General features: G+C 37.6%; 11 protein-coding genes and 1 tRNA gene. 7 read left to right on the forward strand and 5 right to left on the reverse strand.

Annotated features, from left to right (window positions below; translation table 11 throughout):
• Nucleotides 1-94: 94 nt before the first annotated feature.
• Both ychF and BM141_RS12660 read right to left on the reverse strand, forming a co-directional pair.
• The gene (gene ychF / locus BM141_RS12655) at nt 95-1,192 is read right to left on the reverse strand and encodes a redox-regulated ATPase YchF (RefSeq protein ID WP_091545945.1); all 1,098 of its coding nucleotides are present in this window, start codon (nt 1,190-1,192) and stop codon (nt 95-97) included.
• Between the two features lie 89 nt (nt 1,193-1,281).
• Nucleotides 1,282-1,355: transfer RNA gene (locus BM141_RS12660), tRNA-Ile, on the reverse strand.
• Nucleotides 1,356-1,602: 247 nt separating this feature from the next.
• Here BM141_RS12660 and BM141_RS12665 point away from each other — a divergent pair.
• From BM141_RS12665 to BM141_RS12675, 3 genes are all read left to right on the forward strand, one after another.
• The gene (locus tag BM141_RS12665) at nt 1,603-2,400 is read left to right on the forward strand and encodes an inositol monophosphatase family protein (RefSeq protein WP_091545947.1); all 798 of its coding nucleotides are present in this window, start codon (nt 1,603-1,605) and stop codon (nt 2,398-2,400) included.
• 55 nt (nt 2,401-2,455) lie between these two features.
• Nucleotides 2,456-3,085 carry a WbqC family protein gene (locus tag BM141_RS12670; protein ID WP_091545949.1) on the forward strand — a complete coding sequence of 210 codons (630 nt, stop codon included), beginning with the start codon at nt 2,456-2,458 and terminating at the stop codon, nt 3,083-3,085.
• A 147-nt stretch (nt 3,086-3,232) separates the two neighbouring features.
• Nucleotides 3,233-5,779: an ATP-dependent Clp protease ATP-binding subunit gene (locus BM141_RS12675; protein ID WP_091545952.1), complete on the forward strand. Its 2,547-nt coding sequence runs from the start codon at nt 3,233-3,235 to the stop codon at nt 5,777-5,779.
• 81 nt (nt 5,780-5,860) lie between these two features.
• On the opposite strand, the gene BM141_RS12680 is transcribed toward BM141_RS12675, so the two are convergent.
• Together BM141_RS12680 and BM141_RS12685 are read right to left on the reverse strand one after the other, a co-directional pair.
• Nucleotides 5,861-6,643 carry a uroporphyrinogen-III synthase gene (locus tag BM141_RS12680; RefSeq protein WP_091545956.1) on the reverse strand — a complete coding sequence of 261 codons (783 nt, stop codon included), beginning with the start codon at nt 6,641-6,643 and terminating at the stop codon, nt 5,861-5,863.
• A gap of 41 nt (nt 6,644-6,684) precedes the next feature.
• A complete protein-coding gene (locus tag BM141_RS12685; RefSeq protein ID WP_091545959.1) occupies nt 6,685-7,887 on the reverse strand; it encodes a DUF4271 domain-containing protein in 1,203 nt (400 codons plus the stop codon).
• Between the two features lie 48 nt (nt 7,888-7,935).
• Between BM141_RS12685 and BM141_RS12690 the strand changes: the two genes are divergently transcribed.
• From BM141_RS12690 to BM141_RS12700, 3 genes are all read left to right on the forward strand, one after another.
• A complete protein-coding gene (locus tag BM141_RS12690) occupies nt 7,936-8,463 on the forward strand; it encodes a YfiT family bacillithiol transferase (protein ID WP_091545961.1) in 528 nt (175 codons plus the stop codon).
• A gap of 55 nt (nt 8,464-8,518) precedes the next feature.
• Complete coding sequence (locus BM141_RS12695; protein ID WP_091545964.1) at nt 8,519-9,931, forward strand: tetratricopeptide repeat protein; 1,413 nt, start codon at nt 8,519-8,521, stop codon at nt 9,929-9,931.
• 209 nt (nt 9,932-10,140) lie between these two features.
• The gene (locus tag BM141_RS12700; RefSeq protein ID WP_091545968.1) at nt 10,141-10,908 is read left to right on the forward strand and encodes a phosphosulfolactate synthase; all 768 of its coding nucleotides are present in this window, start codon (nt 10,141-10,143) and stop codon (nt 10,906-10,908) included.
• A 200-nt stretch (nt 10,909-11,108) separates the two neighbouring features.
• On the opposite strand, the gene BM141_RS12705 is transcribed toward BM141_RS12700, so the two are convergent.
• A complete protein-coding gene (locus BM141_RS12705; protein ID WP_091545971.1) occupies nt 11,109-12,287 on the reverse strand; it encodes a GAF domain-containing sensor histidine kinase in 1,179 nt (392 codons plus the stop codon).
• Nucleotides 12,288-12,403: 116 nt separating this feature from the next.
• Here BM141_RS12705 and BM141_RS12710 point away from each other — a divergent pair.
• A partial coding sequence (locus BM141_RS12710) for a helix-turn-helix domain-containing protein (protein ID WP_143090725.1) occupies nt 12,404-12,648 on the forward strand: 245 nt, incomplete at its 3' end.

Raw genomic sequence — 12,648 nt, forward strand, 5'->3', positions numbered from 1 at the left:
TATATATTTCCAAAGCTACTTTTTAGATATGATACAAAACTGATAAAATTTTCATAAAGTATAACAAATTTTAAGAAAATAATTTGCCCTTTTCTTAGACATTGAATCGGAAGTGCATAATATCTCCGTCTTGGACTACGTACTCTTTACCTTCAATGGCTAATCTTCCTGCTTCTCTGCAAGCGGACTCTGTTTTGTATTTGATATAATCGGGTAGCTTAATCACCTCTGCCTTGATAAACCCTCGCTCAAAGTCCGAGTGAATTACGCCCGCAGCCTGAGGTGCTTTCCAGCCTTTTTTGATAGTCCATGCACGTACTTCGGTTACGCCTGCGGTGAAGTAAGTAATTAAGTTCAATAGAGCATACGCACTCCGAATGAGTTGGTTCAGTCCTGCCTCTTTTAATCCATATTCCTCTAAAAACATCTGCTTTTCTTCTTTGTCTGTGATTTCTGCAATTTGGGCTTCCAAGGCGGCACAGATACGCAAAACTTCTGCATTTTCTCCTGCTACTGCCTCTCTCAGAGCTTTAACATGATGATTGTCTTCATGAAGGTATTTTTCATCTACATTAGCTACATAGAGCATAGGCTTCATAGTGAGTAGGAATAAATCTGCCACCGCTTTTTTCTCCTCGTCAGAAACATTCACACTACGAGCATTTTTTCCTTGATTGAGTGCATTTTTATACTCGAGCAAGATGTTTAGTTCTTCTTTCATTTTGGTATCTCCAGACTTTGCGGCTCTTTCTACTTTGGCAATCTTCTTTTCTACAGAGTCTAAGTCTTTGAGTTGCAATTCCATCTCTATTACTTCTTTGTCAGAAACAGGATTGACTGCTCCAATAGAACGAACTACGTTGGGGTCATCAAAGCAACGTACTACATGGATAGTAGCATCTACTTCTCTGATATTTGTTAAAAAACCATTACCTCTACCCTCTCCTTTACTTGCTCCTTTGACCAAGCCTGCAATATCTACAAAATCTACCGTAGTAGGTACAATTCGCTGAGGGTTTACTATTTCTGCCAATATTTGCAAACGCTCATCAGGTACATCTACTATGCCTATGTTTGGGTCTATGGTCGCAAACTCGTAGTTTGCCGCTACATTCTGAATATTTGTCAAAGCTGAAAACAAAGTAGATTTCCCAACATTGGGCAAACCTACAATCCCACACTTTAAGCCCATTATTTTTAAAATTTAAAGAAAATAAAAATGATTTTTTGATAAAAGAAAATGGATTGTAACCTTATCTTACAATCCATTTCTGTATTTTGTGGGCCAGCATGGGCTCGAACCATGGACCCCCTGATTATGAGTCAGGTGCTCTAACCTGCTGAGCTACAAGCCCTTATGTAAATCCAACTGAGTTGTTATTACATTTCGCCTGCAAAGTTAAGAAAAGAATATGAAATGTCCAAACAAAAAATGAAGGTCTTAATGTATATTTTAAGTTTTGCCCCATCTCATCGTTATAATAAAGTTTTAAACATATTGAGAACTTCGCTCAAAAATTGATAAATTAGCCTCCAAATATCAATTAGCTTTATTTAATTTTGTGATAAACAATAAATTATTACTTCATAACTCCAAATACTGTGAACCTATTAAATCTCCAACAGCAAGTCATAGCTATTTCCCAAGAAGTAGGTGATTTTATACGCAAAGAAGCACTTTCTTTCATTAAAACACACCATACAGAATTCAAAGGGAAAAATAATTTGGTTTCTTATGTAGATAAGGAAGCAGAAAAAATGTTAGTAGAACAGCTCAGCAAGTTAATTCCTGAAGCGGGATTTATTGCTGAGGAGGGGACAGGTGAACGGAAAATAGATGGTCTGAATTGGGTGATAGACCCTTTGGACGGAACTACTAATTTTATTCACGGCTTACCTATATATTCTATCAGTATTGCTCTGATAGACGAGCAGGAGGACATCTTATTGGGGATAGTTCACGAAGTAAATCACAAAGAATGTTTTTATGCTATCAAAGGAGGAGGGGCATGGCTTGATGGAGAAAGAATTTTTGTTTCGGAAACCTCAGTGTTAAGCGAAAGTTTGATAGCTACAGGTTTTCCTTATTACCACGAAGATTTGAAAGGGTATCTCAATTTGTTGTATGAATTTCTTACTAAGTCGCATGGATTCAGGAGAATAGGCTCTGCGGCTGTGGACTTAGCCTACGTGGCTTGTGGAAGGTTTGAGGCATTTTATGAGCAAAACCTCAATCCTTGGGACGTAGCAGCAGGTGCGCTCTTGGTCATGGAAGCTGGTGGGAAAGTAAGCGACTTTAAAAATGGGAGTAATTTTATTTTTGGCAAGCAGATATTAGCCACAGGTAAGATTCACGAGGAAATGTTGGAAGTGATTAGCGATTATCACAAACAAAAATGAGCTAAGCTGTAATAAAATAAGTCATAAGTGAAACTCAGATAATATTTTTATCAAAATGCCTTTACTCATAGAGCCTCACTATTTCCCTTGTATTAGTTATTTTGCTTCTTTGGTACAAACAGACAAACTTTTGTTAGAAGTAAATGAGTTTTACATCAAACAAACGTATAGAAATCGGTGTTATATCAGGACAGCAAATCAAGTAGATAGATTGACCGTGCCTGTATCAAATGTCCATAAAGGGGCAAGGCTGAGAGATATAAAAGTGGATTACAGTCAGCGTTGGCAACAAGTGCATTGGGGGGCTATTTTCTCGGCGTATGGTAATTCGCCTTTCTACGAACATTTAAAAGAAGAAATTCATGCTATTATTTTTAAAAAGTATGATTTTTTAGTAGATTTGAACGTAGAAACACTGACATTGTGTCTGAAATTTTTAAGAGCAAATATACCTATTGACATAACGTCAGTTTATCAGAAAAGCTATGGAAATGAGGCACAAGACCTTAGAAACGCATTTATCCCCCATAACCAATACCCAACGCATGCATATCCCGCTTACCAACAAATCTTTGGCAGTGAGTTTGTACCTAATCTTAGCATTCTTGATTTATTGTTTTGTACAGGCAATTATGCCATGCCTTACCTCCAAGAGGTAGCAAAGTTAAAAATGTTAAATTTTTGATTTTTAAGAAAAATCATTATATTTACAAAATAGTCTTCCAGCGAGCCTTGCTTTTATGCAAAAACACATAAAAGACGAAGCAATACAAAATAATTATAAATAAAAGAAGAACTTACAACAGAAAAAAAGGAGTGCAGTGCCATGTCAATGGAAGCAAAATTCTCAAACAGAGTAAAAGAAGTAATCGCAATGAGCAGGGAGGAAGCCTTGCGTCTTGGGCATGATTACATAGGGACAGAACATTTGTTGCTTGGAATGATTCGTGAAGGTGAAGGAGTTGCAGTGATTTTGTTGAAAAAATTAGGCATTTCTCTCGCCGAACTCAAAGAAATTATAGAGAGAAATACTAAAAGTACAGCTACTTACAACATCAAAAATCTCAACAATATTCCCCTTACCCGCCAAGCGGAAAAAGTATTGAAAATCACCTACTTAGAGGCTAAAATCTTCAAAGCGCCTATTATAGGCACTGAGCATTTGTTGCTTTCTATCCTACGTGATGAAGACAATTTAGCCACGCAGATATTATATAAATTTGATGTAAATTACGAAGTCGTGAAAAATTTATTAGAATACCACTTACAGAATCCTGTATCAGGACCCGATACAGATGACCCTGATGAGGACTCAGGAAGAATGTTTGGCAGTGGGAGTTCCAGCAGTAGAGAGGGCAACAATCCCCGCTCTAACGAAAAATCTCGCACTCCTGTTTTAGACAACTTCGGAAGAGACCTCACCAGACTTGCCGAAGATGACAAGTTAGACCCAATTATCGGTCGCGAAAAAGAAATAGAACGGGTGGCTCAAATTCTCAGCCGCCGCAAGAAAAATAATCCTATCCTCATTGGCGAACCGGGCGTAGGGAAAACTGCTATTGCAGAAGGTTTGGCGTTGCGAATCGTACAAAAGAAAGTTTCTCGTGTACTTTTTGGTAAAAGAGTAGTAACCCTTGACTTAGCCTCTTTGGTTGCAGGGACAAAATACAGAGGACAGTTCGAGGAGCGAATGAAAGCAGTGATGAACGAATTGGAAAAAGCACCCGAAGTCATTTTATTTATCGACGAGTTGCATACCATTGTGGGTGCGGGAGGGGCTTCTGGCTCTTTGGACGCTTCCAATATGTTCAAACCCGCCTTGGCCAGAGGCGATATCCAATGTATAGGAGCAACTACTCTGGACGAATACAGACAGTACATAGAGAAAGATGGAGCCTTAGCTCGCCGTTTCCAAATGGTGATGATAGACCCGCCTTCTCCTGAAGAAACTATCGAGATTCTCAACAATATCAAAAATAAGTACGAAGAACATCACCACGTAAAATACGACCTCGAGGCAATTGAGGCTTGCGTAAAACTTTCTGACCGCTACATCACCGACAAGTTCTTACCCGATAAGGCAATAGACGTGATGGACGAAGCAGGGGCAAGAGTTCACCTCAGTAATATCCACGTTCCAGAGGACATAGTAAAATTAGAGGAGCAGATAGAAAATATTAAAAAACTTAAAAATCAAGTAGTTAAAAGCCAAAAATATGAGGAAGCAGCACAGCTTCGCGATAGGGAAAAACGCTTGATTGAGCAGTTAGAAAATGCCAAAGCCCGTTGGGAAAATGATACCCGCAAGACCATTTATCCTGTGAAAGAGGACAATGTGGCAGAGGTAGTAGCCATGATGACTGGTATCCCTGTCAGGAAGGTTGGACAAAATGAAGGGCAAAAACTACTGGGAATGTACCAAGAACTAAGCGGTAGAATCATAGGACAAGAAGAGGCTTTGAAAAAACTCACCAAAGCTATCCAACGCACGCGTGCAGGACTCAAAGACCCTAAAAAGCCCATTGGCTCGTTCTTGTTTTTAGGACCTACAGGGGTAGGCAAAACCGAAATGGCAAAGGCATTGGCGACTTATCTCTTTGACAAAGAAGATGCCTTAGTGCGGATAGACATGAGCGAGTACATGGAAAAATTCTCTGTTTCTCGCTTAGTAGGTGCGCCTCCCGGTTATGTAGGTTACGAAGAAGGTGGACAACTTACAGAGAAAGTTCGTAGAAAACCGTATAGCGTAGTCCTATTAGACGAAATAGAAAAGGCACACCCTGATGTGTACAACATTCTTTTACAAGTGCTTGACGATGGTATTCTTACCGATAGCTTAGGTCGCCGAGTAGATTTTAGAAATACTATCATCATTATGACCTCTAATATTGGCGTAAGAGATTTGAAAGATTTTGGCACAGGCATAGGCTTCAATACGCAAACAAAACGCAATAGCGTAGATGAAATCACTAAAAATACCATTCAAAATGCCTTGAAAAAGACATTTTCTCCTGAATTTTTGAATCGTTTGGACGATGTAATCGTATTCAACTCTCTCAACAGAGAACATATACACCAAATCATCGACCTTTCTTTGGGCAAGTTGTTCAGCCGTATTCACGCTTTGGGCTTCAACATTCAACTCACCGAATCTGCCAAAGACTTTTTGTCAGATAAGGGTTATGATGCTCAGTACGGGGCAAGACCACTTAATAGAGCTATTCAGAAATACTTAGAAGACCCTCTGGCGGAGGAGCTTATCAAAGGAGAATTGCAAAGTGGAGATACTATTTTGGCAGACTACGACAAGGAAGCCAATGAAGAAGGACTAAAAATAAAGGTCTTGAAAAAGGCAGAAGTAGAAAGTCAAAGTGTTTGATAACTTACATCTTCTTTTGGATAAATCGTAAAAAATTTATTCAAAAACCCCTAAGAATTTTGGAAGTCCTTAGGGGTTTTTCTATATCTTATTTGCTTCTCTAATGTATAACTCAATAGCTCCCGTCATAGAAGGTGCATTAGGTTGTGGGGCTTGGATATCTAATATCAAGTTGTGTTCTAATACAGCCTTGGCAGTCGTGGGTCCGAAAGCGGCTATTCTCATATCTCCCTGTTGAAAGTCAGGGAAGTTAGTAAATAAGGAATGTACACCTGAAGGACTAAAAAAGCCTATCATATCATAATCTTTCAAATTCACATCAGCTAAGTTACTTGCTACTGTTCTGTAAATAATAGCTTCAGAGTATTTGATAGCATTTTTTTCCATGTAAAGTGGAATTTCATCACGCCTAATTTCTGAGCATGGGTATAAAAACTTCTCGGTTTTGTGTTTTTTAATTACCTCTATTAAGTCCGCCGCTGTACGCACACCGTGAAAAATCTTGCGTTTTCGAATCACGATGTACTTTTGCAAATAATTGGATTGCTGCTCGGTAATACAAAAGTATTTCATTTCTGGAGGCATTTCTATTTTCATCTCTTCACAGAGTTTGAAAAAGAAATCTATCGCATTTTTACTTGTGAAAACAATAGCGGTATGCTCAAGGATATTGATTTTTTGCTTTCGAAAATCTTTGGCAGGGAGTGGTTCTACTTGTATAAAAGGTCGAAAATCTACCTTGATACCATATTTTGTTGCCAACTCGCTGTAGGGAGATTTTTCATTATTATCAGGCTTAGGCTGGGAAATCAAGATTGATTTTACCACTTTCAACCTGTCTTTATTCAAATTTGCATCTGCCATATCTTAAGTCCAAAGGTGTCTATTATTAATAAAATCCTAATTTAGCTACTAAAAAATTTTGCAGATAAAATCAAAGGGAAGTATTCTGAGGCGCAAAGATATGAAAATAAATATACTTTTTTATGATTTGTTGCATAATTTATTCGATATGTTAATAAAATGGATTGTAGAAATAAAAGAAATACAAAAATATATACCAACCAAGCGATGCTCTCGGCTGAGATTTCATGCTGTATAGAATTAAAAAGCAAAGTAATGCAAAGCATGATGACACAAAAAATTTGAGAAATATTCATAGACTCTTGTATATGTAAGCTAACAATTTGTCTATCACTATATAAAGCCCCTAAGAGCCAAATAATCAAAAACTTAACACATACAATCGCAATAATAAAGATGCTTAATGCTCCCCAATGCTCCATTCTGTTCCATAAATCGCCATGCTCCTCATTTAGAAAAATATTATCATCGACTTTGCCTGTATAAGTAGCAAAAAAAATGATGATGTATGAAAGAGAAAAACCATAGAAAAGTAAAAAGAGCATAAAATTAGGCGCAGAGAGTCTTCTAATCTGGCTTTTCCCTTTGATGAAATCCTTTAAAGTACTTGACAGAAAATACAGGCTAAAAATAGGTTGATTGATTTGAGAAAAAAACGCTACAATAGAAAGCACCCCTAACATAGCAAGCATTAAAAAATTTTTGCTTACTTTGTTATCTGCTTTTATATTTACTATGTGATGATTGGAAGTTTTTTCATTGGTTGGTGTAATTGTATCTGCATTTGCTATACTACGTGTTCTTTTCAGAGTTATAGAGGAAACAGGAAGTTTATTAAATGTTTTCTTGGAAGAATAGGTGATGAGTAAAGGATTCTCTCTGCTCAGTTTTTGCAAACTATCTATTTTAAAATGTTGCCAAGAGGCAGTAGTAAAATGGGCGCACAGGTTGTTATTGACAAAAAAGTAGGTGTTTTCTTCTACCAATATACTCAAATAAAAGTCTTGGTACTTTTTAGTATCTAAAATCAAATAAAGTTGTTTTTTGTCTAAGTGCAAGGAAGGCAAAAAAGGAATATACGCCTTTGCCTGATTATCATAAATATTCCATTGGTTAGCTAAAGAAAATATAGGGATATTCTCCTCAGTAGGCACTGATTGGGCAAATACTGACAAAGAGGCAGTGATGAAAACAAAGAGAGAAAAAAGTATATTTTTGGTGTAAAAAGTCAATATGTAAAACATTTTTTGCAAATTTACAATAATATTTCAAAATATGACAATAGATACAGCATGGAAGATTTACGCTACCCCATTGGCAAATTTGCTTACAAAAGGGCTTACTCTGCCCAAGAAAAAGACCAACTCATATTGCAAATTGCAGAAATACCTGCTCTGCTACGAGAGGCTGTGAGTGGGCTTTCAGAAAATCAGTTAGATACGCCTTATCGCGAAGAGGGTTGGACAGTAAGACAAGTTATCCACCACCTACCTGATAGCCATGCCAACACCTATATTCGCTTCAAATTGGCTCTTACAGAGGACAATCCTACGATTAAGCCCTACCACGAAGATAGGTGGGCTGTACTACCAGATACCTTCCATACGCCCATAGAAGTATCTTTGGCAATGTTAGAGGCTATTCATTTTCGCTGGGTGATGCTCCTAAAAAATATGCAGGAAAAGGACTTTGAAAAAACCTATTTTCACCCCGAAAGCCAGAAAGTCTTTAATTTGGAATACGTTTTGGGAATGTATGTGTGGCATGGTCAGCACCACATCGCTCAGATTACTTCTTTGAGGGCAAGGAAGCACTGGTAGAAGCTGGTAATGATGTTTTTTAAAATTAATTTTCAAAAACAAATGTATAAAAAATATGCAAAATAACTTTCAAGATGTAGGCGAAGACGGAAACGAAGATGTAGCACGCTTTGAAGAGATGTTAAAGAAAAAAACAAATGCCTTTTTTGATTTAGATGTGTATGAAAATATTATTCATCATTATATAGAAAAAAATGAACTCAGCAAGGCTTTCAAAGCCTCAGAATTAGCCCAAGAGCAGTACCCTTACTCTGGGCTTCCGCTTTTCCTGAAAGCACAAGTATTGGTGTATAGTGGGAGTGTAAAAGAGGCTTTCAAATACATAGAAAGAGCAGAAAGTTTCCTGCCCAATGACCCCGAGGTAGTAATCACCAAAGCCAATATCTACGCCATGATGGGCAAACACAAATTAGCCATTTCCTGTGCCGAGCAGGTGCTTGCTTTGGACATGGAAACGCAGAGCATTCATTGCTTTATTGCACAAAATTATCTGAAAATAAATCAGCATGAAAAATCTTTGTACCACTATCAGCAAGCCTTGACCCTAAACCCTGAAAATGAGGATATTTTTGATGAGTTCATGGATTTTGTGGAGATTACGGCTTTCCACAGACAGGGGATAGAGTTTTTTGAAAAACAAATAGATGACTCTCCCTATTCTTATACAGCATGGTACAGGTTGGGCATACTTGCTAACAGTAAAGGTGAGTACGCCAAAGCCTTACACGCTTTGGACTATGCCACCTTGATAAAAGAAGATTTTGCAGATGCTTGGGCAGAGATGGGCTGTGTGTATATGAATCAAAAGAATTATGCAGAAGCTCAAAAAATGTTTGAAAAAGTCCTCACTTTGGAAAAACCGAGTGCAGAAATTTACTGCCACTTAGCCTCAAGCATAGAAAAGCAAAAAGACTACGAGCAAGCATTTCGTATATACCGCAAAGCCATAGAACTCAAAGAAAGCTATCATGAGGCTTGGTATGGGGCTGGACTGTGCCTGACTTCCTTAGGAAAGCACTACGAGGCAATTCATTTCTTGAAGCGAGCTTTAAAATATCAAAAACACGATGGAGACTACTGGCTTGCCTTAGCCGAGTGCGAGTTTCAGGTGGGTAATATCGTTTCTTGCTTAGACGCCTACAAACAAGCAAGCTATTACTCGCCTTACAATCCACAAATCTGGCTCAATTGGTCTTTCGTATTTTATGAGCAAGGCAACACCGAAGATGCCATAGAGTTATTGATGCAGGGCGTAGAAGACCTGCCTGACAATGCTGATTTGTTATATAGACTGACGGCTTACCTCATTAGTGCTGGCAAGTACAAGCAGGCTTTCAAATACTTAGAAAGTGCTTTGATTCTCAACTTCAGCAAGCACACCGTACTTTTTGACTTTTTTGAAAGCAAGGAAATCAAAAATGCTTTGTCAAAAATTATTAATCAATTTAGAGATAGAGAAAACCAATAATTTTTGTTTAAAAATTTTCTTTACCTTTGTCCTGCTTTTTAAACAAGCTAATAATTATTACTGCAAGTACATAAATAATACAAGTTTTTAGGTTGTATAATTTGTGTGCTTGTGGCAAAAACAAAAATAGGTTTGTTTTAGGAACTACCTAAATATTGATAACCAACACATTAAAAAAATCAGATTCCTAACATTGAATTGTTGCATTTATGAATATCAGATTATTACAACTGCCTGAGCGCACCGCAAAGCCAAGACAGTATGGCTTAACTATGGTTATGGACAAAGGATTGAGTATCAGAGAAGCAGAAGATATGCTGAGTGCCTCTGCCGATTACATAGACGTAGTAAAGTTGGGCTGGGCAACTTCTTATTTTTTTCCAAGATTGAGAGAAAAATTGGCAGTATATAAAGAAGCAGGTATCCCTACTTACTTTGGGGGTACTTTCTTTGAGGCTTTCATAGTCCGAGGGCAGTTTGACGACTATATGCGATTATTGGAGGAATACGATATGGAATATGTAGAAGTTTCTGACGGCTCTATCGAGATTCCTCATGACGAGAAGTGTGCTTATATTCAGCGACTCGCGCAAAGCTATCGCGTGCTTTCTGAGGTAGGCTCGAAAGATGCAGAAAAAATCTTAGCCCCTTACCAGTGGATAGAACTGATGCAAGCAGAGTTAGGAGCAGGCGCTTGGAAGGTAATTGGTGAAGCAAGAGAATCAGGCAATGTAGGGCTTTTCCGCGAAACGGGGGAAGTGCGTCAGGGCTTGGTCAAAGAGATTATTCACAGTATTCCCGCAGAAAGAATTATTTGGGAAGCCCCCCAAAAATCGCAGCAAGTTTGGTTCATTAAGCAGGTAGGAGCGAATGTAAACTTAGGAAATATAGCTCCTAATGAGGTCATTCCTTTGGAAACTATCCGTCATGGCTTGCGTGGAGATACTTTTGATTGGTTTCTGCATAAAAGTAAGTAATGCTCATGCCACACCTTATAAGGTTTTAAGTAATTCAACAAATTAAACTGTTTTTTTATTCAGTGCCGTAGGCACGACAGCTTTGTAGTGAATAGTAGTCAAATAGGTTTATTAAAGATTTACTACAAAGCGGTCGTTCCTACGGAATTAAAAGAACGCACAAAAAAGTTAAACTACTTGATAGCCTTATAAGGTCTGCTTTATAGTTTTGGTAAAGAAAAACTTATTTTTGTTCCTTTTCCTAACTCACTTTCTACCCAGATTTCTCCACCCATTTGCGTAATAAAATCTTTGCACATCAAAAGTCCAAGTCCAGAGCCTTTTTCTTTGGCAGTACCTTCTTTTTTTACTCTATTTTCCCAATTAAATAACTTATTTTTGACCTCTTCGCTCATGCCTACTCCTGTATCGTCGATTACAATGATATGATATGCGTTCTCCTCTCTCGTACTCACCGTAACAGTTCCATTAGAGGTAAACTTCAAAGCATTTTGCACAAGATTGCGTATAATCAGGCTTAATGCACCCTCATCTGCGGTAATATAAACATGCTCGCTTACCAAATTTATAATTTCAACTTCTTTCTTATTGGCAATCAATGCAAACAATGCTACGACTTGTTTTACGACATTATGCAGACTAAAATTGGATAAGGTAAGTTTTCCTTGTTTTACTTGGTTAATACCCCATTCCAAAAGATTACTCAAAAGAAACGAAGCATTACTCACAGAAAGTTGTAAGTCCTTAGTAATGAGCAGCATTTCCTCTTGGGATAAGTCTTCATGTCGGAGTAGATTTAATAAATTCTGCAAAGTGGCAAGTGGACTTTTTAAGTCATGCGAGATAATATAAAGCAATTTAGCCTGTATATTAGATAATTTTTGAATCCTATCGTTTTTTTCATTTAGTTCATCTATAATAAGACCTAAGTTTTTATTTTTTAGCCTTAATTCTAATAAATTACAAACTTGATTACCTAACTTCTGGAGTGCCTCTAACTTTTCTGGTTCAAGTTCTCGGGGTACGCTATCCACTACACACAACATTCCTAAGTTAAATCCTTGGGGGGTAGTGATAGGCACACCTGCATAAAATCGAACCTTAAGGTTGCCAAGTACCGCAGGATGCTTGCTAAATCGCTCGTCAGTAAGTGCATCATTGACGATAAGTGGCTGGCTATCCAAAATAGCATAAGCACAGAATGAATCTTCTCTTTTTCCTGTATTAGTAGGCAAACCAACATTTGCCTTTTGCCATTCTCTGTCCCTATCAATAAAACTAATGGCAGAAATAGGCGTTTGACAAATAAAAGAAGCTAAGTTTACAATATCATCATAATCTTTTTCTGGCAATGTATCTAAAATATCATAAGCATACAAATTTTGTAATCTCTCCTCCTCATTTTCAGGTATTATACTAAAAAGTAAAAGGTTTTGAAATTTGGATTAGGAAAATTACGAAAAAAGTACAATATTTGGTAATCAAATTAGTAAAAATGTTATCACAAGCAGACTATGATTTACTAAGGGAGTTACAACACAATGAACGCTATGCCAGAGCGTACAAGAAGATAACTGTGCTTTTAATGCTTCATTTGGGTCAAAGTATGGAGGTGATTAGTGCCAGTTTAGGCATCAGTGAAGGAACAGTGAGGAACTATCGGCAGCGATATGAGCAAGTAGGTTTGGAAGCCTATTTACAAGATAATTATCAAGGTTATACAGGCAAGTTGAGTGTGGC

Source organism: Thermoflexibacter ruber (assembly GCF_900113045.1).
GTDB classification, from domain to species: domain Bacteria; phylum Bacteroidota; class Bacteroidia; order Cytophagales; family Thermoflexibacteraceae; genus Thermoflexibacter; species Thermoflexibacter ruber.

Excerpts from the sequence above, each read along its gene's own strand:
- ychF (WP_091545945.1), bottom strand. The coding sequence starts at position 1,192 with ATGGGCTTAAAGTGTGGGATTGTAGGTTTGCCCAATGTTGGGAAATCT.
- BM141_RS12670 (WP_091545949.1), top strand. The coding sequence starts at position 2,456 with ATGCCTTTACTCATAGAGCCTCACTATTTCCCTTGTATTAGTTATTTT.
- BM141_RS12675 (WP_091545952.1), top strand. The coding sequence starts at position 3,233 with ATGGAAGCAAAATTCTCAAACAGAGTAAAAGAAGTAATCGCAATGAGC.
- BM141_RS12680 (WP_091545956.1), bottom strand. The coding sequence starts at position 6,643 with ATGGCAGATGCAAATTTGAATAAAGACAGGTTGAAAGTGGTAAAATCA.
- BM141_RS12685 (WP_091545959.1), bottom strand. The coding sequence starts at position 7,887 with ATGTTTTACATATTGACTTTTTACACCAAAAATATACTTTTTTCTCTC.
- BM141_RS12690 (WP_091545961.1), top strand. The coding sequence starts at position 7,936 with ATGGAAGATTTACGCTACCCCATTGGCAAATTTGCTTACAAAAGGGCT.
- BM141_RS12695 (WP_091545964.1), top strand. The coding sequence starts at position 8,519 with ATGCAAAATAACTTTCAAGATGTAGGCGAAGACGGAAACGAAGATGTA.
- BM141_RS12700 (WP_091545968.1), top strand. The coding sequence starts at position 10,141 with ATGAATATCAGATTATTACAACTGCCTGAGCGCACCGCAAAGCCAAGA.